27 protein-coding genes are annotated in these 24,563 nt (G+C 63.2%); 12 read left to right on the top strand and 15 right to left on the bottom strand.

The window, feature by feature from the left end:
* Positions 1–59 precede the first annotated feature (59 nt).
* Positions 60–494, top strand: coding sequence for an FKBP-type peptidyl-prolyl cis-trans isomerase (locus ACQKI2_RS13690; RefSeq protein WP_427380158.1), 435 nt, complete (start codon positions 60–62; stop codon positions 492–494).
* Positions 495–532: 38 nt separating this feature from the next.
* Here ACQKI2_RS13690 and ACQKI2_RS13685 read toward each other — a convergent pair whose 3' ends face one another.
* Both ACQKI2_RS13685 and xseA read right to left on the bottom strand, forming a co-directional pair.
* The gene (locus tag ACQKI2_RS13685; RefSeq protein WP_427380157.1) at positions 533–1,150 is read right to left on the bottom strand and encodes an FMN-binding negative transcriptional regulator; all 618 of its coding nucleotides are present in this window, start codon (positions 1,148–1,150) and stop codon (positions 533–535) included.
* 4 nt (positions 1,151–1,154) lie between these two features.
* Positions 1,155–2,555, bottom strand: coding sequence for an exodeoxyribonuclease VII large subunit (xseA, locus tag ACQKI2_RS13680; protein WP_427380156.1), 1,401 nt, complete (start codon positions 2,553–2,555; stop codon positions 1,155–1,157).
* Between the two features lie 43 nt (positions 2,556–2,598).
* On the opposite strand from xseA, the gene purD reads away from it, so the two are divergent.
* A complete protein-coding gene (gene purD, locus ACQKI2_RS13675; protein ID WP_427380155.1) occupies positions 2,599–3,885 on the top strand; it encodes a phosphoribosylamine--glycine ligase in 1,287 nt (428 codons plus the stop codon).
* A 124-nt stretch (positions 3,886–4,009) separates the two neighbouring features.
* Here purD and ACQKI2_RS13670 read toward each other — a convergent pair whose 3' ends face one another.
* From ACQKI2_RS13670 to ACQKI2_RS13660, 3 genes are read right to left on the bottom strand one after another with little or no spacing between them, the layout of a single operon-like run.
* Positions 4,010–5,071, bottom strand: a complete 1,062-nt coding sequence (locus tag ACQKI2_RS13670) for a zinc-binding dehydrogenase (RefSeq protein ID WP_427380154.1) — start codon at positions 5,069–5,071, stop codon at positions 4,010–4,012.
* Positions 5,072–5,098: 27 nt separating this feature from the next.
* Positions 5,099–5,887: an SDR family NAD(P)-dependent oxidoreductase gene (locus tag ACQKI2_RS13665; RefSeq protein ID WP_427380153.1), complete on the bottom strand. Its 789-nt coding sequence runs from the start codon at positions 5,885–5,887 to the stop codon at positions 5,099–5,101.
* A gap of 11 nt (positions 5,888–5,898) precedes the next feature.
* Positions 5,899–6,435 carry a cupin domain-containing protein gene (locus ACQKI2_RS13660; protein ID WP_427380152.1) on the bottom strand — a complete coding sequence of 179 codons (537 nt, stop codon included), beginning with the start codon at positions 6,433–6,435 and terminating at the stop codon, positions 5,899–5,901.
* 167 nt (positions 6,436–6,602) lie between these two features.
* Here ACQKI2_RS13660 and ACQKI2_RS13655 point away from each other — a divergent pair, with 167 nt between their 5' ends.
* The gene (locus tag ACQKI2_RS13655) at positions 6,603–7,265 is read left to right on the top strand and encodes a TetR/AcrR family transcriptional regulator (RefSeq protein WP_427380151.1); all 663 of its coding nucleotides are present in this window, start codon (positions 6,603–6,605) and stop codon (positions 7,263–7,265) included.
* On the opposite strand, the gene ACQKI2_RS13650 is transcribed toward ACQKI2_RS13655, so the two are convergent.
* Positions 7,262–7,513 carry a DUF3297 family protein gene (locus tag ACQKI2_RS13650; RefSeq protein WP_427380150.1) on the bottom strand — a complete coding sequence of 84 codons (252 nt, stop codon included), beginning with the start codon at positions 7,511–7,513 and terminating at the stop codon, positions 7,262–7,264. The genes ACQKI2_RS13655 and ACQKI2_RS13650 overlap by 4 nt on opposite strands.
* A gap of 51 nt (positions 7,514–7,564) precedes the next feature.
* The gene (locus ACQKI2_RS13645) at positions 7,565–8,164 is read right to left on the bottom strand and encodes a murein L,D-transpeptidase catalytic domain family protein (RefSeq protein WP_427380149.1); all 600 of its coding nucleotides are present in this window, start codon (positions 8,162–8,164) and stop codon (positions 7,565–7,567) included.
* Between the two features lie 105 nt (positions 8,165–8,269).
* On the opposite strand from ACQKI2_RS13645, the gene ACQKI2_RS13640 reads away from it, so the two are divergent.
* From ACQKI2_RS13640 to ACQKI2_RS13620, 5 genes are all read left to right on the top strand, one after another.
* Positions 8,270–9,358, top strand: a complete 1,089-nt coding sequence (locus ACQKI2_RS13640) for a phosphotransferase family protein (RefSeq protein ID WP_427380148.1) — start codon at positions 8,270–8,272, stop codon at positions 9,356–9,358.
* Entirely contained in the window at positions 9,355–10,584 is a 1,230-nt protein-coding gene (locus tag ACQKI2_RS13635) for an MFS transporter (protein WP_427380147.1), read from the top strand. The genes ACQKI2_RS13640 and ACQKI2_RS13635 overlap by 4 nt, the downstream gene beginning before the upstream one ends.
* A gap of 44 nt (positions 10,585–10,628) precedes the next feature.
* Positions 10,629–11,537, top strand: a complete 909-nt coding sequence (locus ACQKI2_RS13630) for a hypothetical protein (protein ID WP_427380146.1) — start codon at positions 10,629–10,631, stop codon at positions 11,535–11,537.
* Between the two features lie 71 nt (positions 11,538–11,608).
* The gene (locus ACQKI2_RS13625) at positions 11,609–12,886 is read left to right on the top strand and encodes an amidohydrolase family protein (protein ID WP_427380145.1); all 1,278 of its coding nucleotides are present in this window, start codon (positions 11,609–11,611) and stop codon (positions 12,884–12,886) included.
* Positions 12,887–12,998: 112 nt separating this feature from the next.
* Positions 12,999–13,850 carry an OmpA family protein gene (locus ACQKI2_RS13620; RefSeq protein WP_427380144.1) on the top strand — a complete coding sequence of 284 codons (852 nt, stop codon included), beginning with the start codon at positions 12,999–13,001 and terminating at the stop codon, positions 13,848–13,850.
* A gap of 4 nt (positions 13,851–13,854) precedes the next feature.
* Here the strand turns inward: ACQKI2_RS13620 and ACQKI2_RS13615 are convergent, their stop codons facing one another.
* Genes ACQKI2_RS13615 through ACQKI2_RS13590 form a run of 6 tightly spaced genes read right to left on the bottom strand, consistent with a single transcriptional unit; the run spans position 13,855 to position 19,771 of the window.
* Positions 13,855–14,925 (bottom strand): DUF2855 family protein, encoded by a 1,071-nt coding sequence (locus tag ACQKI2_RS13615; RefSeq protein ID WP_427380143.1) that lies wholly within the window; start codon positions 14,923–14,925, stop codon positions 13,855–13,857.
* 22 nt (positions 14,926–14,947) lie between these two features.
* Positions 14,948–15,691: an enoyl-CoA hydratase/isomerase family protein gene (locus ACQKI2_RS13610; protein ID WP_427380142.1), complete on the bottom strand. Its 744-nt coding sequence runs from the start codon at positions 15,689–15,691 to the stop codon at positions 14,948–14,950.
* Positions 15,688–17,019 carry a cytochrome P450 gene (locus ACQKI2_RS13605; RefSeq protein WP_427380141.1) on the bottom strand — a complete coding sequence of 444 codons (1,332 nt, stop codon included), beginning with the start codon at positions 17,017–17,019 and terminating at the stop codon, positions 15,688–15,690. Before ACQKI2_RS13605 ends, ACQKI2_RS13610 begins: the two co-directional genes overlap by 4 nt.
* 45 nt (positions 17,020–17,064) lie before the next feature.
* Positions 17,065–18,402 carry a cytochrome P450 gene (locus ACQKI2_RS13600; RefSeq protein WP_427380140.1) on the bottom strand — a complete coding sequence of 446 codons (1,338 nt, stop codon included), beginning with the start codon at positions 18,400–18,402 and terminating at the stop codon, positions 17,065–17,067.
* Between the two features lie 30 nt (positions 18,403–18,432).
* Positions 18,433–19,347, bottom strand: a complete 915-nt coding sequence (locus ACQKI2_RS13595) for a pseudouridine synthase (RefSeq protein ID WP_427380139.1) — start codon at positions 19,345–19,347, stop codon at positions 18,433–18,435.
* A 22-nt stretch (positions 19,348–19,369) separates the two neighbouring features.
* Positions 19,370–19,771 (bottom strand): hypothetical protein, encoded by a 402-nt coding sequence (locus ACQKI2_RS13590; protein ID WP_427380138.1) that lies wholly within the window; start codon positions 19,769–19,771, stop codon positions 19,370–19,372.
* A gap of 225 nt (positions 19,772–19,996) precedes the next feature.
* Here ACQKI2_RS13590 and ACQKI2_RS13585 point away from each other — a divergent pair, with 225 nt between their 5' ends.
* The 3 genes from ACQKI2_RS13585 to ctrA all read left to right on the top strand — a co-directional run bounded on the left by ACQKI2_RS13585 (position 19,997) and on the right by ctrA (position 22,696).
* On the top strand, positions 19,997–21,007 hold the full coding sequence (locus tag ACQKI2_RS13585) for a flagellar biosynthesis protein FlhF-like protein (protein ID WP_427380137.1): 1,011 nt from the start codon (positions 19,997–19,999) through the stop codon (positions 21,005–21,007).
* Between the two features lie 4 nt (positions 21,008–21,011).
* Complete coding sequence (locus ACQKI2_RS13580) at positions 21,012–21,848, top strand: AAA family ATPase (protein ID WP_035599637.1); 837 nt, start codon at positions 21,012–21,014, stop codon at positions 21,846–21,848.
* Between the two features lie 134 nt (positions 21,849–21,982).
* The gene (gene ctrA / locus ACQKI2_RS13575) at positions 21,983–22,696 is read left to right on the top strand and encodes a response regulator transcription factor CtrA (RefSeq protein ID WP_035599634.1); all 714 of its coding nucleotides are present in this window, start codon (positions 21,983–21,985) and stop codon (positions 22,694–22,696) included.
* 67 nt (positions 22,697–22,763) lie between these two features.
* Here ctrA and ACQKI2_RS13570 read toward each other — a convergent pair whose 3' ends face one another.
* Positions 22,764–23,609: an SDR family oxidoreductase gene (locus ACQKI2_RS13570; protein ID WP_427380136.1), complete on the bottom strand. Its 846-nt coding sequence runs from the start codon at positions 23,607–23,609 to the stop codon at positions 22,764–22,766.
* An 84-nt stretch (positions 23,610–23,693) separates the two neighbouring features.
* Here ACQKI2_RS13570 and ACQKI2_RS13565 point away from each other — a divergent pair, with 84 nt between their 5' ends.
* Positions 23,694–24,107, top strand: a complete 414-nt coding sequence (locus tag ACQKI2_RS13565; RefSeq protein WP_427380135.1) for a winged helix-turn-helix transcriptional regulator — start codon at positions 23,694–23,696, stop codon at positions 24,105–24,107.
* 4 nt (positions 24,108–24,111) lie between these two features.
* Here ACQKI2_RS13565 and rnhA read toward each other — a convergent pair whose 3' ends face one another.
* A complete protein-coding gene (gene rnhA, locus ACQKI2_RS13560) occupies positions 24,112–24,561 on the bottom strand; it encodes a ribonuclease HI (RefSeq protein ID WP_035599815.1) in 450 nt (149 codons plus the stop codon).
* Between the last annotated feature and the right edge of the window lie 2 nt (positions 24,562–24,563).

The following is a 24,563-nucleotide window of genomic DNA, read 5'->3' as shown; positions in this document are numbered from 1 at the left end:
AAGGCGTGGTGCGCAGCTGCGGCCTTCTCCAACCATCCTCCAGAACGATTGGATATCTCATGACTGTCAAGAACGGCGACACCGTACACATCCACTATACCGGCACGCTGAGTGACGGGTCGACTTTCGACAGCTCTCAGGGGCGCGAGCCGCTCTCCTTCGAGGTGGGCAGCGGGCAGATCATTCCGGGCCTGGACGCCGCCATTCCCGGCATGACGGTGGGTGACAAGAAAACCGTGAACGTGCCCTGCGAAGATGCCTATGGGCCGGTCAATCCTTCCATGCGTCAGGATGTACCGCGTACAGAGTTTCCGCAGGACGTGCCCTCAGATGTTGGCACCCGCCTGCAGATGCAGACACAGAATGGCCAGGTGATCCCCGTGGTGATCGTCGCTGCCGACGAGACCGCCATCACGCTGGATGCCAACCACCCGCTGGCTGGCAAGGACCTGACATTCGATATTGAACTCGTGGCGATTGGCGCTGCGGCCTGATTGCGGTGGGCGATGGGCGGTGTGTCCATCGCCCGCCTTTAGTCCAGCGCCCGCATCGCCGCCGCGATTTCCGCGCCGCCGGGCAGGTCTTCCAGCGCCGCGATGACGCCTGCGCGCATCTCAGGTGTCCTGTTCTGGCCGAGCTTGCTGATCCCTTCCAGCCGGCTGGGCCGCATCTCGAAGGCGCGAATGCCATTCAGCAGCGCCTCAAAGGCGGCTGGCTTCATCTTCGCCCGGGTCCAGGGCGGCTTGGGCAAGAGGCCAGCCTCGAACACGGCGGAGAGATCATCCAGAAACGCCGCCGCGCCCTCCCGGCCCGTCTCCGTCACTTCGCCCTCGGCTTCCACCGACAGATAGTTCCAGGTCGGCACCTGATCGGGCACCTCACCATACCAGTCTGGCGAAACATAGGCCTCTGGCCCGGTGAATACGAGGGTGGCCGCTGCCCCCGCCAGCAGCCGCGCCGTAACCGGATTGGCCGCCGAAAGGTGGAAGCGCAGCACAGGGATCTCTCCCTCCCGCCGCGCGATTACCGGCGTATGCACAGCCAGCGGCGCGCGCTCACCATTCACCATCACGATGCCCAGAGGATGCGCGGCAATCCGCGCCAGCAGGGTGGCCAGGTCCGTCTCGCGGAAGCGGGGAGAAGGGTGCATCGGCTCAGAACAGGTTGCCCTGATCCCCCTTCTTGCGGGGGGCGGGCTTGGGTTTGGGGGCCGGTGGGGGCGTGTCACCCTCGATGGGCGTGGCGGTCACGTCGCCGTCCGCAAAGGTCACGCGCAGGACCGGAAGTGTCCGCGCCTGTCCGGATGTGCGCACCAATTGTCCCGAATTGTCCCGAATGATCACATATCCGCGCTTCAATGTGGCCTGGTATGACAGCGTTTCGAGCAGCTTGCCCTCAGCGTTCAGCGCCGCCTTGCACTGCTCGATCAGACGCATCAGGGCGGGGCGCGCGCGCACGGCCGCCTCACGCAGGCGCTGGCGCTGTCCCCGGATTTCCGCCCGCAGGGTAGAGGGCGAAAGCTGCAGCCGGGAGAGCTTCAGGCGCGCCTTCTGGGTCAGCGCCAGGGCGGCGCGGGGCAGGCTGGCGGCGGCATAGTCCAGCCGCTGACGCTTTGATTGCAAAAGGCTTTCCGGGCGGGGCAGGCGGGCCGCGATGAGCTTGTCGCTGGCGCGGGCAAGGGCGCGGGTGAGCGCGCGTTTCAGCCGCTGGCCAGACTCCTCCACGCTGAGGATCAGCTCTGTGCGCACCGGCACGGCGATCTCGGCAGCGCCTGTGGGCGTGGGCGCCCGGCGGTCGGACACATAGTCAATCAGCGTCGTGTCGGTCTCGTGCCCCACCGCTGAAATCAAGGGGATTTCGCTGTCAAAGGCGGCCCGGACGACCATTTCCTCATTGAACGGCCAGAGGTCTTCAATCGACCCGCCGCCCCGCGCCACGATCAGCACATCGGGCCGGTCTGTCCCTGTCATCGCGTTGAACCCGCGGATGCCGGCGGTCACCTGGGCAGCGGCCTGATCCCCTTGCACCAGCGCGGGCCAGACAATGACACGCACCGGAAACCGGTCACGGATCCGGTGAAGAATGTCGCGGATCACCGCCCCGGTCGGCGAAGTAATCACCCCGATGGTGCGGGGCATATAGGGGATCGGCTTCTTGTATCTGGCGTCGAACAGGCCTTCGGCGGCGAGCTTTTTCTTGCGCTCCTCCAGCAGCTGCATCAGCGCGCCGGCGCCGGCGGGCCGCATCGTGCTGGCGATCATCTGATAGGCCGAGCGGCCCTCATAGGTGGAGAGGCGCCCGGTGGCCACCACTTCCAGCCCTTCCTCGGGCCGGAAAGTCAGCCGGTCCACCTGGCCCCGCCACATGATGGTGTTGAGCACCGCCTTGTCATCTTTGAGGTCAGCATACATGTGGCCCGACTTGGCAATCGTCACCCGGCCAAGCTCGCCGCGCACCGTCACCTGGTCATAATTGGTCTCAATCGTCCGCTTCAGGCTCGCGGCGAGTTCCGAGACGGTCAGTTCAGGCTGATTTGTGGTCGGCGAGTCAGGCATTTGGGCTTGATCCCATGCCCTGCTCAGCGCATCAAGCCGCCCCATGAACATACTCCTGATCGGATCGGGCGGCCGTGAACACGCCCTGGCCTGGAAGATGGCCCAGTCTCCCCTCGTGGACGTGGTGCATTGCGCGCCCGGCAATCCCGGTATGGACGCGGTGGGCCCCTGTTTTGATGTGGCGGCCGATGACATTGACGGGCTGGTGAAGCTTGCCCTGCAGATCGAGCCCGACCTGGTGGTGATCGGCCCGGAAGCGCCCCTCGCCCTTGGCCTGTCGGACATTCTGCGGGCACGGGGGTTTGATGTGTTCGGCCCGTCGAAAGAGGCGGCCCAACTGGAAGCCTCCAAGGCCTTCTCCAAGGGCCGGATGACGAAATACGGCGTGCCGACGGCGGCCTATGGCGAGTTCACCGAGGCTGCGCCCGCCAAAGCCTTCCTGCGCAAGATGCGCGCGCCCTATGTGCTGAAGGCCGATGGCCTGGCAGCCGGCAAGGGCGTTGTGATTGCCGGAACACTGGAAGAGGCCGATAGCGAAATCGACGAGATGCTGTCGGGCAAGTTTGGCGACGCCTCCGCCACGCTGGTGATCGAGGAATTCATGCATGGCGAAGAGGCCAGCGTGTTCGTCATCACGGATGGCGAAGGCGCGATCTTCCTGCCCGCCGCGCAGGATCACAAGCGCGTGGGCGATGGCGATACCGGCCCGAACACCGGCGGCATGGGCGCCTACGCGCCCGCCCCGGTCGTCAGTGAAGAGATCATGGCGCGCGTCAAGCGCGAGATTGCCGCCCCGATGCTGAAGGGCATGGCGAAAGACGGCATGCCCTATCAGGGCGTGCTTTACATCGGCATCATGGTGACCGCTGAAGGCCCGAAGGTTGTCGAGTTCAATGCGCGTTTTGGTGACCCGGAATGCCAGGTGCTGATGAAGGGCCTGAAGGGCGATATTGTGCCCGCCATTCTTGTGGCCGCGACCGGCGGCCTCAAGGGCAATGAAGAAGCGTTCGAGGCGCTGCTGGAACTGGAGGAATTCCAGCCGGCGGCAACCGTCGTTCTGGCGGCCAAGGGCTATCCCGGCAGCTATGAAAAAGGCACCGTGATTGAAGGCGTGAAACAGGCCGGGGCGCTGGAAGGCGTGACTGTATTCCATGCGGGTACGGATGTTGCCGATGGCGGAAAGCTGATCGCCAAGGGCGGCCGCGTGCTGAACGTGACTGCCAGCGGCGCTACCCTGCGGGAAGCGGTCGACCGGGCCTATGCAGGCGTTGACGCGATCAACTGGCCGGAAGGCTTCTGCCGCCGGGATATTGGCTGGCGCGCGCTCTAGCTAGTCATAGCTGAATGCAACGCTCATCCTGAGCGAAGTCGAAGGATGGCAAGCAGCGCGATCGCCAGCCCCGGCTCGTCCTTCGACTTCGATCAGGATGAGCCGTTCGGGGGGCCGCGGCGCCTCAGGAATTGGGATCGATCAGGATCTTGATCTCGCTGGGGTTTTTCGCGAGGCTGTCGAAAGCCGCTTCGGTGTTGGCGAGTGGCTGGCGGCTGGTGATGAGGCGGGCGGCCTTTTCCGGGTGCGCCTCTATCATGGCGAGGGCAGCGGCGAACTCTTCCGGGCGGTAGGCGAAGCTGAACTCAAGCGTCAGTTCACGGAGGATGCCGTCAAGCGGGGTGAGCTTCTCCTCATGCGGGCAGACGCCGGCCACGATGATATGGCTGTGCGGCGGGGCGCCCTTGATCACCTGATCCAGCATCCCTTGCGCGCCGGTGCATTCGAAGATGTTGGCGCCGGGCGGCAGGCCGCGGAAATCCCGCTCAAGCAGCGGTGACATCGGGTAGGGCGTCAGTTTCAGATCGCCCCAGTGATCGAAGGCAGACCCGGCCGAGGGATCAATGACGATGCCGGCGCCAAGCGCGCTTGCGGCGCGGCGGCGTTCTGCGGAGAAGTCTGCCGCCAGGATCGGCCCTCTCCCCTGCAGGCTGAGCGAGAGGATGACGGCGAGCCCGACCGGGCCGCAACCGATGACGACATTTGGCGCGCGGTTGCGGCTGGCCAGATTGGCCGCATGCAGACCAACGGCCAGCGGCTCGCTCAGCGCGGCAAGATCATGCGGCACACCCTCGGGGATGCGGAAGCTGCGGCAGGCATCAATGCAGGAAAGCTCGGCCAGCCCGCCGCCATGGGCGGGCGAGAGGCCGATGGTCTGCGGCCCTTCATGCGTGTGCGTGAAGGGCAGGCCGGTGATGAGGTCGCCGGTCCTGATCTGCGTCTCCGTGCCCGGCGCGATGCCGACCACTTCGGCGGAAAATTCATGGCCCGGGATAATCGCCGGCATCTGGGGCAGGGCTTCCGGCGGCAGGGTTTCGGCCATGGCCGCCATCTGCTTGCGCGCGCTGAGATCGCTGCCGCAGATGCCGGTAAAGATCGGCCGGACGAGGAGTTGGCCAGGCGCGGGCGAGGGATCCGGCATCTGGCGTATGCTGATGGATTTGCCCTGAAGAACGGCGGCGCGCATGATACGTGTCCTGATGCTTGCTGCAGGTCAGCTCTGGGGCGGAAGGGCGAAACGGGCGACTTCCGGCTGGCCGGTGTGTGCGGTGGTGCCACCATCGGCCACCATGATGGTTCCGGTAACATAGGAGGCGTCTTCCGAAGCCAGGAAGACGACGACACTGGCCATCTCTTCGGGCTGCGCCGCGCGGCCCAGCGGAATGCGGCTTTCCCATTCTTCCTTCAGGCCCGGCAATTGCTGGGCGCCGGCAGTAATCGGTGTATCGACGAGGCCGGGACACAGCGCGTTGACGCGGATACCGTCGCGGGCATGGTCCACCGCGAGGGCGCGGGTGTAGTTGATCACGGCGCCCTTGGCGGCGTTATAGGCGGCGAAGCGGTAGTCCCCGCCCATGCCGGAAATGGAGGCCGTATTCACGATGGCGCTGCCGCGCGGCATGTGGGGAATGGCGAAGTGGCAGGCGTAATAGACGCTGTGCAGGTCTACCGCGATGACACGTTCCCATTCCGCAGGCTGAACTTCGACGCTGGTGCCAAAACTGCCGATGCCGGCATTGTTGAAGAGGATGTCGATACGGCCATGGCGATCCACTGCCGCCTTGATGAGCGCTTCGATATCGGCGGCGCTGGAGACGTCGCATTTGACGGGCATGGCCGTAGCGCCAAGGTCAGCGGCGATGGAGGCGCCGCCATTGTCGTTCAGGTCCGCCAGCACCACATGGGCGCCTTCGCGGGCCAGCAGGCGGGCGGTGGCCGCGCCAATGCCGGAGGCAGCGCCGGTGATGACGGCGACTTTGTTCTCAAATCTTTTCCGGGTCATGTGAGGCTCGCCTATTGCGCGCTGCTGGGCGGGGCTTCGGTGGCCCAGGCCGGGCGGCGCTCCTTGATCACATCGGTGATCTTCGCCCAGGCGGGCAGCGTCTTGGCCAGGAACTTGATGTCAAAATTCTCTTCGCTGCGGAATTCCAGCACCTCGACGCCTTCCGGGCCGGGCGTGTAGCGATAGGCCTTGTCCTTGCCAATGAAGAAGCCGTCGCCCGCGCCCAGCTTTTCCGTGCCGAGCTGCAGCGAGCCGGCGACGATATAATAGAGGCAATCGGCGTTGTGCGTATGCAGAGGAAGCGGGAAGCCACTCTTGAACCAGGCATAGGTGAGGCTGAAGCCGGGGCGGGAGAAGAGGGTTTTCACAACATTGCCTTCAGCAAAGCCGGCTTCCAGCGCGCCGCCGATGCCGGCCTGCATCTCTTCATTGAGATCGGCCACTTCCATATGGCCTGTCTCGTCCAGCGTGGGCGCAGAGGCAAAGCGGAAAATTTCCATACCGGCGCCCGTATTGGCAGACGGTTCCGTGGCGGCAGTTGCAGTCATGTGTTCCTCCCGTGCCGGATGATTTCTTGTTATGGCTTCGAAAAGCCTCTGGCGCCGCGCCCGGCAACGCGGCAAGCTGGAAAATTAATATCATGGTCAGAAAAGTAGTCAATGTTGACTATTTTCGGGCCGGATAGCCAGGATGACGAGTGGGGAGCGCAGTCGTGATGGGAATGGACAACAGGAGCGATCCGCTGCCGCACGCGCTGGCGGCGCGGCCCCGGCGGACGCGGCGGGGCGAAGAAACGCGCCGGCAGCTCATTCTTGCCGCGATCGAATGCCTGTGTGAACGGGGCTATGCCGCCACCTCCATCGAAACGGTGATGGAGCGGGCAGGCGTCAGCCGCGGGTCTGTGCTGCACCAGTTCCCGACGCGGATCGCGCTGATCACCGGCGCCGTGGAAGCGGCAATGGACCAGATGATGGCGCACACGCGGGGCTTGATGCGTCAGATCCCCGATCCGGCCGCCCGCTACCGCGCGATGTGCGATCTTTTCTGGGAAACCCAGAATATTCCCGAAGGCGCCGCTGTGACAGAAGCGCTGCTCGCTTCACGCTGGGATGCGGCGCTGGGCGAAGCGCTGCGGCCCATCGGCATGCGGGTGGAAGCGGAGATCGATCAGGATACACGCGCCACGGCGATTGCCGCCGGGGTGAAGGATGTTGAGGCGGGAATGGTGCATGCCCGCGTGCTGATCCTCACGCTGCGCGGCATCACGCTGGAACTGATGTATGACAAGAACCGGGCGATGATCCACAAGGCCCTGGAACAGATCCGCGCGCAGCATAAGGCGCATTGCGAGGACATGCTGGGGCCGGAACCGGCTTAGCCCTGGGTTTCCTCGTCCTTGAACCAGACCTCGACCGGCCCCTTCAGGGTCAGCTGCATCGGGCGGCCCTTGCGGTCCACTGCCTTGCCGGCGGAGACCTTTATCCAGCCCTCGGAGATGCAATACTCCTCGACGGTGGTTTTCTCTTCGCCGCGAAAGCGCACGCCAATGCCGCGCACCAGCACGTCATAGTCATAGTACGGGCTGTTGGGATAGATTGAGAGACGGTCGGGAGGTGTATCGGTCATGGCCGGGGTTTAGCCGCCTCGGGCGGGGCTGATCAAGCGAAATAGGCGGCGTTATTTGCCGACGAAGATCAGCGTGCCCGCGGGCACTTCGTTTGCAAACCGGGCCAAGTCGTCCTTCGAGAACACGATGCATCCGTTCGACCGGCCGAGCTTGCCATGGCGGGTAAGGAAGGCGGGCTCTGCATAGTCGGCGGCATGGACGACGATTGCCCGCTCACGGGAGGTGCTGTTGGTTTTGTCCAGCCCATCGAGGCGGAAGGACAGGCCATGTTTGCCGGTATATTCCTCGGCGAAACGGAAGGTGCCTTCGCTGCTCGCCTGTGAACCGGGCAGGCTGGAGAAACCGTCGAGATAGCCATCATGATCCTTGTCGGTGCCCATGCCATGGGCGGCGCGATAGGCCGAGACGGCGCCCGTTGCCAGATCGATGACATGCAGCCGTTTCTTGCTGGAATGCTGGCCATAATCGACGATCACCAGCTTTCCGCTGCTGCCGCCATCGCGGGCGTGCGCTTCCATCGCAACGAGGGCGCGTTCCAGCAGTTCCGGGCGTATGAGCCCGTCCGGATCGAGCATTTTTGCCTGCGCGCTCAACCCGGCGCTGGAAAAGATCAGAAAGATCAAGGCGCAAAAACGGAATGCGGTTCTCATCCTGGTATCCTGAAAAGGTGACGCGACGTGGCGGCAGGTCTTGGCGGGGCGGCGCGGACTTGTATGGTATCCATACAGAATCCGGCAGAATTGAGAGAGACCAAAATGGCAGAGGGCGATACCGCACAAGACCTGTATTCCGGCACCAAGGAAGTCGCCGAGTCGCATCGTTTTGACGAAACCAAGCTGGCTGCCTGGATGGAAGCGAATGTCGAGGGGTATGAAGGCCCGCTGGTGGTGCGCCAGTTCAAGGGTGGCCAGTCCAACCCGACCTATCAATTGATCACGCCGAAGAAGAAATACGTGATGCGCCGCAAGCCGCCGGGCAAGCTGCTGCCAAGCGCACATGCGGTGGACCGCGAGTTCACGATCATCAACGCCCTCTACCCGCTCGGCTATCCGGTGGCCCGCCCCTACGGCCTGTGCCTGGATGAGAGCGTTACCGGCACGATATTCTATGTGATGGACTGTGTGGAAGGCCGCATCCTGTGGGATGGCACGCTGCCGGAGTATCAACCGGCCGAGCGCCGGGCGATCTATGAAGCCAAGGTGAAGACCTTTGCGGACCTGCACAATGTGGACTGGAAGAAAGCGGGCCTGGAAGGCTTCGGCAAGGAGGGCGATTATGTTGCCCGCCAGATCCACCGCTGGACGAAACAATACAAGGCCTCCGAGACGATCCACATTCCGGAGATGGAAAAGCTGATCGACTGGCTGCCGGGGAACATTCCGCCGGGCGACACGACGACGATTGTTCACGGGGACTACCGCCTCGACAACATGATCCTGCATCCGACCGAGCCGAAGGTGATCGCGGTACTCGACTGGGAGCTGTCTACGCTGGGTGATCCGATTGCGGACTTTTCCTACCATCTGATGAACTGGGTGATGCCGCCGGGGGATTCGGCGCGCGGCTCGATCATGGCGATCCCGGACCTGAAGGCCTGGGGCATTCCGACGATGGAAGAATATGTGGGCCTTTACTGCGAGCATACCGGCCGCAAGGGCCTGCCGGAACTCGACTATTACTTCTCCTACAATGCCTTCCGCCTGGCCGGCATCCTTCAGGGGATCATCGGCCGCGTGCGCGATGGCACTGCCAACAGCGCGAATGCCGAGTCGAATGCAGCCCGCGTGGTGCCGCTGGCGCGGTTCGCTTATGAATATGCCCGCCGCGCCGGCATGCCGGGGTGAGGCCTGAGCCTTCCAGCCCGCCGGTTCCGGAAGGGGGCCGGCGGCTGCTGACACGCCGGGATTTGCTGTTGCTGGCGCTGGCAAGCGCCGTTGTTACGGCAAACGCCTACTACATCCATCCGATCATCGCGCTTGTGGCGAAGGATTTTGGCGTTTCGCCATCGGGCATCGGTCTGGTGCCCGCGCTGAACCAGATTGCGCTGGCGATCGGGATTTTCGTGCTGCTGCCGCTGGGCGACCGGTTCAGCAACCGTCAGCTGGCGACCGTGTTTGCCGCCGGGCAGTTCCTTGGGCTGATGATGATGGCCTTTGCGGGCAGCTTCTGGCTGTTCGTGGCCGGATCGACTTTCCTGGGCTTCTCGACGATTACGCCCTATCTTCTGCCCGCTTATGCCTCCAAGCGGGTGGAGCCTCGGCGCCTCGGCCAGGTGACGGCGACGCTGACGACCGGGGTGATCGCCGGTATCCTGATCGCCCGCGTGGGCGCTGGCTGGGTGGGTGAGCATCTGGGCTGGAGAACGGTCTACTACATCGCCGCCTGTGTCATGCTGGCGATCACCCTGCTCCTTCCACGGATCATGGAGGGGCGTGAGAAATCCGCTGCAGAAGGCCCGGCAGAGAATTATTTCAGTCTTGTCCTCTCGGTCATCCCGATTGTGCGGCGGCATCCCGAAGTGGTGCTCTCCGGCGTGATCCAGGGGCTCGGCTTTGGCATTTTCCTGTCGGTTTGGCTGACGCTGGGGCTTCATCTCACCAGCCCCGAGATGGGCTATGGCACCGATACGGTCGGCTATCTGGCGGCGCTGGCGCTGCTGAACCTGATGACAACGGCGCCGCTGGGCGCCTGGGCAGACCGGGTGGGCGCCCGGAAGGCGCGCTTCCTCATTTCTCTGGTGCAGTTTGGCGGTGTCTGTCTGCTCGGGGTTTTCGGGCACAGCCTCTGGCTGCTGATTATCCCGCTGACGCTGATGAACGTTGTCGGCCCGTTGATTGACGTAACGGGGCGGATGACGTTCCTGAGCCAGCCGCCCGGTGTGCGGACCCGGCTGATGACGGCTTATATCGTGCTGATGTTCATCGGTGGCGGCCTTGCCAGCTGGGGCGCAACCTTTGTGTACGAGCAGGCCGGTTGGGATGGGACGACACGGCTGGCGCTGATACTCTCGGCCTTGCTGGTGACGCTGTCCTTTCTGAGTATGCGTTTCATGGGGCGCGGCAAGGCGTGACCCGGCAGCCTGAACATGGCAGGATCGATCAAAAGGGAGATATTATGACCGAAATTCTCAAAGGCCCGCTGCGCAGCCCCGTCAACATGCTGACCGAGCAGAAATATGGTGGCCACAAATCCCTGCATGATGACGCAGAAGCCGCGCGCCTTGGCATCAAGGCGGGCCCCATCGAAGGGCCGACGCATTTCCAGCAGTTCGTGCCGCTGCTGGCGGACGTCTGGGGACAGGCCTGGTTTGAGCGGGGCTGTTTTTCCTGCCATTTCCTCAACATGGTGTTCGATGGCGAGAAAGTCCGTGCCGAGATTGACAAGCCAGCGCCGGGCGCCACGCGGACGGCGGCACGCGCCTTCAAGGAAGATGGCACGCCCGTGCTGGAGGCGAGCGCCTCGCTGGGCCCGGGCCATGGCGAGACGCTGCTGGAGGCGCGGATGAAGGCGCTGCGCCCGGCGAGTGATCTCGTCATCCTGGCGGACATGAAAGTTGGCCTGCAAGGCGCCGCCGAAGAACGTGTGCGGATGGGGCCGGATCAGAATATGGGTGATCTTTACCCCTTCTCTCTGGCGGAGAAGCTGGCCGTGATCACCGAGAATGACCCGATGTATTCCGACGCCGGCGGCTCGCCCTGGGGGCGCCCGGTGGTGCCGCTCGAAATGGTCAGCGTGCTGGCCAACTATTCCAGCCATGCCGCCCGCTTCCCGGTGAAACATCCGAGCATTGGCCTCTTTGCCGATCTGGAAATCCGGATGATCGAGGGACCGCTTTTCGTGGGCGAGGAATATGTGCTGCGCCGTGAGGTCGTGGCGCTTTCCGAATCGCGGCGGGTGGAGAATTACTGGATCCGCACGCGCATCTTTGATGCCTCCGGCCAGAAGCAGGTGGCCGAGATGCTGCTCAACCACGGCGTGATGAAGGCGAGCTATCCCGAATATCCCAAGGAACGCCTCGCCTGACGCGCGGGGGGCAATTGCATCGGCGGTAAGAGGCGCTACCCTGCGCGGCATATCTCTGGGAGGGATTACCCGTGAAGAAACTGATTGCCGCCGCGCTCGGCGCGCTCATCCTATCAGCCCCGGCTGTCGCCGAGGATGCCGTCATCCATGCCGGCCATGTGCTCGCCAAGCCGGGCGAGGGCTATCTGACCCGCCAGACAATCCTCGTGGAAGATGGCCGCATCGTGTCGATCACGGCCGGCTATTCGGCGCCGAAGAACTATACCGTGATCAATCTGCGAGACGCCTATGTGCTGCCGGGCCTGATCGACAGCCATGTGCACATCACCAGCGAGAACGGGCCGGGTGGCCGTATCAAGGATTTCGAGGATTCCGAGGTCGACACCGCCTTTGATGGCGCTGCTTTTGCGCTGGTGACGCTGAAAGCGGGGTTCACCACGGTTCAGGATGTGGGCGCGCCCAACGATTCCATCTTCGGCCTGCGCGATGCCATTGCGCGCGGCGCTGTGCCGGGGCCGCGCATGCGTGCCTCCGGAAGCAGTGTGGCCATCACCGGCGGGCATGGAGACATCAACGGCTATTCCTCGCGCGTGATGGCGGCCTTCACGGGCAGCAGCATCTGCAACGGCGCTGATGATTGCCGCCGGGCTGTGCGCCAGCAGATCAAGGAAGGCGCCGATCTCATCAAGATCACCGCGACCGGCGGGGTACTGTCCAACACCGCTGCGGGGCTGGAACAGCAATTCACCGATGAGGAGCTGGCCGCCATTGTGGACGCCGCCCACAAGATGGGCCGCAAGGTGACCGCGCATGCCCATGGCAAGAGCGGGGTCGATGCTGCGCTGCGCGCCGGCATCGATTCCATCGAGCACGGCACGTACCTGGATGCCGAGTCGATTGCGCTGTTCAGGCAAAGCGGCGCCATTCTCGTGCCCACCGTGCTGGCAGGGGCGACGGTAACCGGCTGGACGAATGAGCCCTGGCTGCCGGCGCCGTCACGCGCCAAGGCGGCGCAGGTTGGGCCGTTGATGTTGGAGATGCTGCGCCGGGCGCATGAGGGCGGTGTGGCGGTGGCCTTTGGCACGGATACCGGCGTCTCGCGCCACGGGGATAATGCCCGGGAATTTGCGCTGATGGTTGAGGCTGGGTTCTCTCCCGAAGAAGCCATCCGGTCAGCGACGGTCGTGGCGTCCGAGCACCTTGAAATGGCCAAGGACATCGGCACCCTGGAGCCGGGCAAATATGCCGATCTGATTGCAGTGACCAAAGACCCGCTGAAGGACATCCGCGTGCTTGAGACGGTCGACTTCGTGATGAAGGGCGGAGAGGTCTACAAGTCCGGCAAGTAACTTGCAGGGCGGCAGGGGCGCAGCCTCCCGCTTTGACGGCGGGGGCTGCACCGCTTATGCATTTATGATGGTAAATCCTGCCCGCGCCGGCGTTACCCCTGTGAGGAAAGTCATGGCTATCCGCTCCTGCCTGCTTGTTTCGGCCGCGTTTCTGACGCTGGGTGCCTGTAGCGACACGGCCCCTGCTTCTACCCGTGCGGCGGCCCCAACCGCCTCAATGGCGGGCGGAGACGAATGTGTGCCGATTGCGGACGGGATGTACGAGATGCGGGATGGCCGCCTCCTGGTGAGCACAACGCCTCCGGAACTCGCCGCCAATAATCCCGCGCTCTGGGCACAGGAAATTCAGACCGGGCTGCAGGCTGCGGGAATTGACTGGCTTGGCATCGCCATGCGCGACCAGGTGGCCGTGGTGACCGGCACAGCGCCGGACGCCGGCGCCAAGACGCAGGGCCTTGCTGCCGGTGTGGCCGCCATTGAGGGGCATCCGCGCGCAGGGGCTGCCGGTATGCTGGTCGTGGACGGTATTTCGGTTGAGGGCGGCGAAGAGGGACTTGGCGTACCGCTCGCGGCGCTGGCGGGCCAGTTGACCACGGCGGAAAGCTGCCAGGCGGCGTTCGATGCGACCTCCAGAGACCGGGTCATTCAGTTCGGCACCGGCAATGCCAATATCTCCCCGGTCAGCCTGCCGCTGGTTGATGCGCTGGGCGGGGTTGCCATGCTCTGCCGGGCCTTCGAGATCGAGATTGGTACGCATACGGATACACGCGGCGCCGACGACTATAATTTGCGCGTTTCGCAAGAGCGGGCCGATGCCCTGCGCGCCTATCTGATCGGCAAGGGGCTGCCCGAAGAGACGCTGAAAGCGGTGGGCTATGGCGAAAGCCGTCCGATCGACACAGGCTCGACGGCTGAGGCGCACGCCCGCAACCGCCGGACCGAGTTCACGGTAAAGCCGCGCTGAAGCCTCAGAAGCTGAGGATCAGGCCGGTCGACGGGGAGACCTTGGCGTCCAGCGTCTGGCGCCAGGCGGTCTCGATGGCGGCGCGGCCCTTCTGATGTTCTGGCGTCAGGTATTTTGACGAGGCAGCGTAGAAACCCGCCAGTGACTTGCCCGTCCGCGCGTTGAGTTCATCCGCCCCCAGCGCCTTGGCGCGCTCGGCGGCATATGTTGGCACAAAGAAGAATTCAGGCTGGGGGCCGGGCGCCTCCACCGGCGCGCGGTTGCCTTCCCAATCTGTCACGCCAATCACCAGGCTGCGCACCAGCCGGTCTTTCAGGGCGTGGTGGACATCGGCTGTCAGCGCCGGGCGGCCAAGGAAATCCACATAGGCGGTGAGGCCGCGGGCATGCAGACTGTCGACTTCGTCATAGGTGGTGGTGCGCGCATAGAGGCCGGAGGCTTCGACAAAGGCCTTGTTGGCCGGTGAGGTGAGGCCGATGGCTTCCACGGCGCCCCGCTGTTTCAGGCAATGGGCAAGCGCCAGGGCCGTCTTCGATGAAGCAGAGGAGATGACGACGGTTTCGGGAATGTCCGCGCCCGTTTCCATCAGGCAGTCGTCGATCATCCAGCCGGTGGTGAACAGCGGGCGGAACAGCATTTGCTGGGCTTCGAAAGCAGGATTGTAGGACGGGTCTGCGGCGTTGAAGATGTAGGTGTTGTAGATCGGCGCGAGGCCCTGGCGGTGGGCGGCGCCGTCCATGAGGCTCGCCGCGCTGACGCGGATAGGCGAAACGTCGAACTGTTCGGAGACCGGCAGATAGCCATAGACCCGCGCGCCGGGCGAGACGCCCTCGGCTTTCGACTCGGTCACGGTCGCAAAGCCCCAGACCGGCACGCGGCCAAAGGCCGGGTCCGCAGCGGGAAAGAAGTTCCAATACCCCATCGCCTCGCCAAAGGTGGCATAGGTGACGTTGTTGGCTGTGAGCGCGAAGGCATCGACCTTGAGGCGGGCCTGGCCATCAGCCAGCGGAGCCACAGGCGTTTCGGCCCAGCTCGTGTCACGCAGATTGCCGCGACGGATCAGAAAGTCAGCCATGTCTTGTCCCCTTTTTTGGGGCTCAGCTACGGCCTTTCCCCATGAATGCGCCGATGCGAGCCTGCATGTCCGGGCCTACACCCTCATTGTTAAGTATTTCCCATTGCAGGCCGCTGTCCATATCCCGCGCGTCTGTCGCCTCCAGAAGGCGCTTGTTGGCGGCGTGGCTGAAGGGCGAGTTGGCGAGGATCTGACGGGCGATCCTGTCGATGGCGGCGTCAAATTCCGCATCCGGAACAACGAGTTCTGCAAGGCCAATCCGGTGCGCCTCGGCGGCGCCGAACATTTCGGCGGTGAACATCAGGCGCTTGGCGGTGGCAATGCCGACGCGCCGGGGCAGGCGCTGGCTCATGCCCCAGATCGGGGTGAGCGCCCATTTGGCGTGGGTGTCGCCAAACTTTGCGCTTTCGGCGGCGATGATGAAATCGGCCGCCAGTGCCACTTCCAGGGCGCCGGTATAACAATGCCCGTGCACGGCAGCGATGACCGGTTTGGGCAGGCGCTCCATCAGACGGAGAGTTTCCGAATGCCAGCCTCGCGAGGGCACAGCTTCGCCTTCGGCAATATCGGCCAGGTCATGCCCGGCGGAGAAACACCGCCCGGCGCCGCGCAATACTACGCAGCCGATGGAGTCGTCCTTGTAGAGCGCGAGCACATGTTTGCGCAGCTCCTCAAACATGCCCACGGTAAGCGAGTTGAGCTTGTCCGGGCGGTTCAGCGTCAGAATGGCCAGGCCATCGCGGTCTTCGCGGAGAACGACGCTCATTTGCCGAGATCCACCATCAGCGACGAGATCGCATGCACGAAGTTGTTGGGCGCGATGGTCTGCTCACCGGTCCAGCGCACATTCGGGAAGCGGCCAAGAATGTTCCGGTAGGCCGATTCCAGCTGCATGTTCGCCACACGCTGGCCAAGGCAGACATGCGGCCCGTGGCCGAAGGAAAGGTGTTCCTTGGCGTTGGCGCGGTCGATGTCGAATGTGTTGGGATTGGCAAACTTTGCCGGGTCGCGGTTGGCGGCCGGATAATACATTACGATCTTTTCGTCCGCGGCGATCTTCTGGTCACCCAGTTCGGTGTCCTGCGTGGCGGTGCGGCGCATATAGGTGACGGGGGTGACCATGCGGATGGCCTCATGCACGAAATTCGGGAAGCGCTCGGGCTTCTCCTTGAGCTGGTCACGCAGATGCGGATTTTCCGTCAGCAGGCGCATGGTTCCCGAGAGGGAGTTGCGCGTGGTATCGTTCCCCGCAAAGACGATCAGCAGCCAGGAACCATCCAGGAATTCCGGCGAGAGCGGCTTGCCATCAATCTGTACGTTGGCGATGGCGGAGAGAAGGTCCGGCTGCGGATTTTTGCGGCGCTCATCCAGCAGATAGCGCCCATATTCGAACATGGCCTGAATTTCGGTCATGAAGGTCATGATCTGCTCAGGGGTCACATTGCCGAGGCCTTCCTGCTGGGCCTGGTATTGCGAGGTCTCCAGGAAGTGCATCCAGTGGACGAGTTTCGGCCGGTCGGCCGGCGGCACGCCGAGGATTTCGCAGAGCGTGAAAAGCGGCAGTTCGGCCGAGAACATCTCCACCATATCGACCACGGGCCCCTGCTTTTCCATGGCATCGAGCAGGCGATTGACTTCCACGTCCACCCGCTTGCGAAGTTCGGTAACAAAGTCCGCGCGGAAATAGGCCATATGCTCCATGCGGAGCGGCGTATGGTAGGGGCGGTCCAGATTGATCAGTGAGTTCAGGGAAGATGAATGCAGCAGTGGATGGCGGGGCGTGCCTTCCATCCCGTAATTCATCAGGATACCGCCTTTCTGGGACGAGAAGGTTTCCGGTGCCAGCTCGACTTTCTTCACCAGATCATAGGACGTAACCGCCCAGAAGCCCGCGCCATAATCTTCCGGGTGCCACATGACGGGGGCATTTTCCCGCATGGCGTCGAAAGCCTCATGCGTATACCCGCCATGGTCAGAAAAAACCGTCGGCTGGGTCAGGTCCAAGGGGCGCGTAAGGGCGTAAGCCTTGCCGAATTTTGGCTCCTTCGGCGGGCTTTCAACCTGATAGGTGTCGGTGACATTCAGAAGCGTCATGGATGCTGCTCACTGTGATGGCGCCTCCCCCAGGGAGGCGATTGACTAGAACTTGTACCGTACCGGGATGGATTTCGGGCCGCCGACGAAATTGGCCTTGATGAAGCTCGGCTCTCCGGAAAGCTCGATCGATTTCACGCGGCTGAACAGCTCCTCATAGATCGCCTGCATTTCGAGGCGGGCAAGGTGCATCCCAAGGCACATGTGGCCGCCATAGCCGAAGGAGATCAGCTTGTTGGGCGAGCGGTCTGCGCGGAAGGTGAAGGGATCGTCGAAGACGTCCTCATCCCGGTTGCCGGAGGGATAGCAGAGCAGAACGCTCTCCCCCTTTAGGATCTTCTTGCCCCGGATTTCATAGTCATCCTGCGCGGTGCGCATGAAATGCTTCACCGGCGTCGTCCAGCGGATGGCCTCGTCCACAGCGGTGCGCGAGATGGCTTTCGGATCGGCCATCATCTTTTTCAGCTCGGATGGGTTTTGCAGCATGCCGAGCACGCCGCCGCCGGTCGAGGCGCTGGTTGTGTCATGGCCGGCGGCGGCCACGATGATGTAATAGCTCATCGCTTCCAGCTGGCCGATCGGCTCGCCATCCACCGTGCCATTGGCGATGACGGTGGAGACATCATCTTTGGGGTTGGCGCGCCGGTCGGCTGTGATGCTCGTGAAGTACATGAAGAATTCGGCCAGCGTTGCCTGGATGGAGGCAAGGCCCTTTTCCACGTCGCGCTCCTCGGCGAGGGACTTGTCGCGCATCAGGTCTTCATCCTGCGCGCCGAAAATCTCCTGCGTCAGTTTCAGCATCATCGGTTCATCCGATTCCGGAACACCGAGGATCTGCATGATCACGCGCAGGGGATAATAGAGCGCCACATCGCGCTGGAAGTCGCATTCCCCGCCCAGGTCTTCCATCCGGTCAACATACTGCTTGGCGATGGATTTGATGGCGTCTTCGCGCTTCTTCACATTCTGCGGCATGAACCATTCCTGGCTCAGGTGGCGCAGCTTGTAGTGAAGCGGATCGTCCAGCTGGACGAGGGTTTTCAGAAGGTGGGGCTGGCCGAATTTGGCGTAAACGCCCTTCTCCGCCTCATGATAGGAGAGCATTTCGCGCTGGCCATTGGTGAACAGCTGGTTCTGGCGCGAGATGTCCATGATGTCGGCATGTTTGGTGGCCGCCCAGAAGGGACGGAAGCCTTCAGGCTCGCACCAGGCCAGCGGATCTTCGGCGCGCAGCCGCTTGAAAGCCGCGTCCAGCGCCGCCTGGTCGGCATAGACGGCCGGGGTGACGATCTGGTCGCAGGTGGCGGCCGCTGCTTCGCTCATGCGGCGCGCAGGGTCTTTCTTTGTGTCCGGCGGAACCGCCAGCACAGCTGTATCGGACATAGGAGTTCCTCCAGAGCGTTGGGTGCGGATCTAGGCCCGCTTTCCCTTCACTCTAGTCGAAGGCCCCCGCCTGCCAAGGCGTGACTTAGGGGCAGGAGCAGGCTTGGCGGGCGCAGAATCGACCTTATGGCCAAGCTCTGCCAGCGCCGCTTCGAGGAGGTCGGAGGGCACTTCATCCACCTGGCCGGGTTTCAGATCTGCCAGCACGAACGGGCCATAACTCACCCGGATCAGGCGGTTCACCGTGAGGCCCACCGATTCCAGCGCCTTGCGCACTTCCCGGTTCTTGCCCTCTGTCAGCGTCACGGTCAGCCAGGAGTTGGCGCCCATTTCCCGGTCGAACACCGCCTTGATCGGCTGGTATTTCACGCCCTCGACTGTGATGCCGCTGGCCAGTTCGTCGATCTTCAGCTGCGTGACAGTGCCTTTGGCGCGGACGCGGTAGGTGCGCTCGAGCGCCGATTTCGGCAGCTCCAGGAAGCGGGCGAGTTCCCCGTCATTGGTGAGGAGGAGCAGGCCTTCGGTGGTCAGGTCGAGCCGGCCAACGGTGACGGTCCGGGGCAGGGATTTGGGCAGTTCGTCGAAAATCGTGCGCCGGCCGGCCGGATCGTTGGTGGTGGTGATCAGGCCAGCGGGCTTGTGATAGCGCCAGAGGCGGCTGGCATCGGGCGCCCGAACCGTCTTGCGGCCAACCTTGATCAGCTCCTTGCCGGTCACCTTGAAGGCAGGGGATGTCAGCTTCTGGCCGTTGACGGTCACTTCGCCCGCCTCGATCAGGCGTTCGACCTCGCGGCGGGAGGCAATGCCTGCCCGCGCCAGATATTTGGCGATGCGCTCGCCTTCCGACCAGTCGGCCGGGGCGGCAGCAGGTTTATGGGAGGGGGCTGGCCGTTTCGCGCCGGAAGGTTTCCGGTTCGGGCGGGCCGTCTCGCGACGCTCCGTCATGGCGGTGTCTTTCTATGTAGCTTCAGCCGAGGAATTGCAGGACTGGCGCGCCAATAGCAAGGCCGAGCGCCACCTCAGTGGCCATCCAGATCGGGAGGATGCGCGTATCGCCGAGTTTCGAGCGGTCAAACAGCAGCGAAACCACCCGGCCAAACGCTGCGCCAAACCATCCCGCCGCAATCGGCATTACCGCGAGAGCAGAGCCCGCCGGCGGGGTGGCCAGCACAATGCCCAGCGCCATAGCATGAACCAGGAAGAGGAGGCCGCCATACGTGGCGCGGAATTCCGAATAGCCCCCGCCCTTCGCCGGATCTGCCTTGAGGCGGACGATACCCGAAGCCCATTCGGGCACAAGGAGGGCGCCCAGCCCCATCGCCGCCCCGAGGCCAAGCCCTGTAATCGCTAGAATTTCTGTCAGCGGCATGACGGTTCCCTGCGTTTTCTGAAGTGAGGATAGTCCGCTCAGCCTGTCCGGCCATACGGCTCCACAAAACGTTACAAACGCCCTGCTTTCCTGAATTTCCTGTAAACCCTAACGCAGTTTCGGAAAAAATTAACCTTTGGGCGGCTTTGATCAAATCGAGTTCAGCGGCGCCCCAGAGAATCACTCCCCACTCCCGCCGCAGCGTAACCTGAGGACACGACGCCCATGCGCATGAAGATGTTCGCCGCAGAATCGATGGAAGCTGCCAAGGCGATGATCTTTGCGGAAATGGGCGCGGATGCGGTCATCCTGTCCGAGCGCGAGGTGGATGGCGGCGTGGAAGTGCGCGCGGCCACCGACCGGAAAGGCGCAGCCGCTGCCGGGAACGAGCCGCTCTTCCTGCGCGACGCCCGCAATCTCGGCCATGGCCGCGGCGTGGACAATCCGATCTTTGCCCGCGTGCGGGACGCGCTGGTGTGGCATGGCGCCCCGCAACGCTTTGCCGAACGTGTGGCCAATGAAGGCGCTGGCCGCCGCCCTGGCGAATTCTCCACGCCTGAGGAGGCGATGGCCGAGGGCCTGTCGCGCCTTGTGACCTGCGATCCGATCCCGGCCCGCCTGGACCGCGACATTCTTCTCGTTGGCCCGCCCGGCCATGGCCGCACCTCGACAGCGGCCAAGCTGACCCGCCGCGCTTCGGTGGCGCGTGCCGAGATCACCCCGCTGGCGGCTGACCTCGACGGGTCTGCGGCCGGTGAGCAGCTAGCTGCCTATCTCGAGCGCGAGCGCGGGCAGATCCGGGTGGCTGAAACGCCCGACGCGCTGTTCAGTGAGCTGAGATCCCTGCGCAATGAGAGCCGCCGCTGCGTGATCGACCTGCCCGCCATCAACCCCTTCGAGGGCGATGATCTTGCGAGCCTTGGCGATCTCGTCGCTGCCATCCGCGCCGAGCCTGTGCTGGTGCTCTCCGCCGAGGGGCACCCGGAAGATCTGGCCGAGTCTGCGCGCGCATTCCACCGCGCAGGTGTGCGCCGCGCTATCCTGACCAAGCTTGATGTTGTACGCCGCCGGGGCGGGGCCATCGCGGCCCTTACCTCATCAGGTATCGCATTCTCGCATCTGGCAATCACGCCGTTCATTGGTGGCGGGCTCGTCCCGGCCGCCCCGTCACGTCTTGCTGCGCTTCTCATGGAAGACGCCCGCTGCGATGTGATTGCCCTTAGAGGAGCTGCATGATCCCATGAGCTTTGCCCTTCGCAGATCGCAAGACCGCCCGCCCGTTCGTCCGCCCCCGCGCGTGACGCCGGCTTCCGTCATCACCGTTGCCAGTGGCAAGGGCGGGGTCGGCAAGACCTTTGTATCCATCTCTCTGGCCTCGTCCCTGGCGCAGGCCGGCCGCCGCGTTCTGCTGGTGGATGGCGACCTGGGCCTTGCCAATGTCGATGTCCAGCTGGGCATCGCGCCGGAGACGGATCTGGCGGCTGTGGTGGCTGGCTGGGTTGAGCTTGAAGACGCCGTCACCCCGATTGATGGCGGCGCAGGCCATGGCGGATTCGATGTGCTGCCGGGCCGTTCGGGCTCCGGTGCCCTGGCTGAGCTGCCCACGGAAGAAGTTGCGCGCCTGGCCGCCGGTCTCTCGGCGCTGGCGCTGCAATATGACCATGTGGTGATTGATCTTGGCGCCGGCATCGAAGCCAACTGCATGCGGCTCGCCCGCTCGGGCGACAAGGCGCTGATCGTCATTACCGATGATCCCGCCTCGATGACCGATGCCTACGCCTTCATCAAGGTGCTGCGCGGCTATGCGCCGTCGGTTGAGCCGCTGATCTGCATCAACCAGGCCGATACGCGCGCGGCGGGTCAACGCACCTATGAAGCCATTGCGCGCGCCTGCCAGACCTTCCTCGGTTTCCGGCCGCGCCTGGCGGGAACCGTCATGCGCGATCCCAAGGTTCGCGATGCCATCCGGTGTCAGAAGACGCTGATGTCAATTGATCCGCAGGCCCAGCCTGTTCAGGATGTGATCGCGGTGGCCCAGGTCATGATGGGCCAGGCCTCCGCAGAGCTTGGCAACTGATCCGTTCAGGGAAAGTGAATCATTTCGTCTGTGGTCCAACGCTTTTTTAATACCTGTTAATAAAGGTACGTTAGGATTCACAATGTTAACCAAAACAGCTACGACTGACTTTAAGATGATTCGGGAGACGAGCGATGCGCGTCCTGCTAATTGAAGATGATCGGGCGCTGGCCCGTTCGATCGAGCTGATGCTCAAAGCCGCTGGCTTCAACGTCTATCTCACTGATCTGGGGGAAGACGGCGTTGATATCGGCAAGGTCTACGAGTTCGACATGATCCTCCTGGATCTGTCGCTGCCTGACATCACGGGCTTTGAAGTTCTCAAGCAGCTCCGCATGAGCCGTGTGAACACGCCCGTCATGATCCTCTCGGGTAATCCGGACATTGAAGCCAAGGTGAAAACCCTCGGCTACGGCGCTGACGACTACCTCACAAAGCCGTTCAACAAGGACGAGCTGATCGCCCGCATCACCGCCATTGTGCGCCGCTCCAAAGGCCATGCCGAGAGCGTGATCCGCACGGGCGAGATCCTGGTGAACCTCGACGCCAAGACGGTCGAAGTGGAAGGCGAGCGCGTCCACCTCACCGGCAAGGAATACGCCATGTTCGAGCTGCTCTCCCTGCGCAAGGGAACGACGCTCACCAAGGAAATGTTCCTCAACCACCTTTATGGCGGCCTCGACGAGCCAGAGCTGAAGATTATCGACGTCTTCATCTGTAAGCTGCGCAAAAAGCTGCAGCAGGCCACCGGCGGCAACCACTATATCGAAACCGTGTGGGGCCGTGGCTATGTGCTCCGTGATCCGCGTCCCGGCCAGAAGGCTGGCGAGATCGAGGAAGCCGCCTGAGGCTCCACGGAATATTGAAAATCAGCGCCCGGAGAGTCTGAGCTCTCCGGGCGTTTTCATCTCTGAGTTAACTTCCGAGAGCGGCCCTGACGGCATCTGCCAGCGGTGTGGTTGGGCGGCCGATCAGTTCCCTGAGCTGGCGCGTTTCGTCAAAGAGGGCTCCCCGCGAGGCCAGAAAATCCCAATGAGCGAGGTTCTTGGCAACGGCTTCCGGCAGGCCGGCGGTTGTCAGAACGGCAGCATACTCTGCTTCCGGCAGGTTGCTGTAGGGGATTGTGTTGCCGGTTTGGCGGGAGATTTCGGCGGCAAGATCGGCCATCGTGAAGGCGGTATCGCCCGCCAACTCGTAGGTTTTGCCCGCATGGCCCTCTGTGGCTAGCACGACGGCAGCGGCCTCGGCCAAATCTGCGCGGGTGGCGGCAGAAACCGCTCCGTCCCCGGTGCTGCCAATCAGGGCCCCGGCGGCAATCGCACTTCCGATTGAGCCTGTGTAATTCTCAGTATACCATCCATTGCGCAGCAGGATGTATGGCACGCCGGATGCCTTGAGAAGGGCTTCTGTCTCGCGATGCTCTTCTGCGAGGCTCAAGGGTGAAGTGTCTGCGTGCAGAAGGCTGGTATAGGCGATCAGCTTGACGCCAGCGCCTTTGGCGGCGTCGATGACATTCCGGTGCTGAGCGGTGCGCGCGCCGATCTCGTTGGAGGAAATGAGCAGAAGCTTATCGACCCCGGCAAGAGCCGCTTCGAGCGAGGCTGGATCGGTATAGTCGGCCTTACGCGCGGCGACGCCGAGATCGGTCGCCTTTTCGGGGCTGCGCACGAGGGCCAGGATCCGGCTGCTGGGGATATGGCGCTTTAAGGCGGCGATGGTGAGGCGGCCTAGCTGGCCGGTGGCGCCCGTTATGGCAATCATTGTGTTGTCTCCTTTGCGGCTTGCCAGAGACAACGCATCTATGGCCTAAGCTTACTTATAGTAAGTACGCACATAGAGGTAAGTATGGATCAAACTGAAAAGAACGACATCGGGCCAAGTCAATCGCTGTCCGAGGCTATGGCGCGAGGCCAGCTGTTTGCGGGAGCCTGCCCCTCGCGCGAGGTGCTCAAGCATGTCACCAGCCGCTGGGGCATATTGGTGTTGATAGCCCTTCTGACGGGCACGCACCGGTTCAGTGAATTGCGCCGCAAGATCGGGGGCGTGAGCGAGCGCATGTTGGCGCAGACGCTGCAATGGCTGGAGGAGGATGGATTTGTGAATCGTGTCTCCTATCCGGTTGTTCCGCCACATGTGGAGTACAGTCTCACGCCGCTTGGCGAGGAGGTCGGCGCGCGCGTCCGCGACCTGGCTGATTGGATCGAGGTGAACCTGCCACGCATTTTGCAGGTTTGGGACGCGCGCAAGGAAAAGGCGTAATTGGCTATTTCCGCCCGCGCGCTTCATCCGTGCCTTTGCGCGCAAGGGCGTCGGCGCGCTCATTGCCTTCGTCGCCATTGTGGCCCTTCACCCATTTCCAGGTGATGTCATGGCGTTTGCAGGCTTCGTCCATCGCCATCCAGAGTTCCTGGTTTTTCACGGGCTTCTTGTCGGCGGTTTTCCAGCCATTGCGTTTCCAGCCCTTGATCCATTTGGTCAGGCCGTCCTTCACATAGGTGGAGTCGACATTGAGCGTGACCTTGGACGGCCGCTTGAGGGCGTTCAACGCCTCGACCACAGCGGTCATTTCCATCCGGTTGTTGGTCGTCGCCGGATCGCCGCCATAGAGTTCCTTCTCATGGCCGTTCCAGCGGATCAGCGCGCCCCAGCCGCCCGGCCCGGGATTTCCGCTGCAGGCGCCATCGGTCCAGATTTCAATCACATCATCAGTCATCA

It is taken from the genome of Hyphomonas sp. NPDC076881, from assembly GCF_050269995.1.
Taxonomy (GTDB): Bacteria; Pseudomonadota; Alphaproteobacteria; order Caulobacterales; family Hyphomonadaceae; genus Hyphomonas.
Note: the sequence above shows the minus strand (reverse complement) of the source record. Positions and strands in the feature narration are given on the sequence as shown.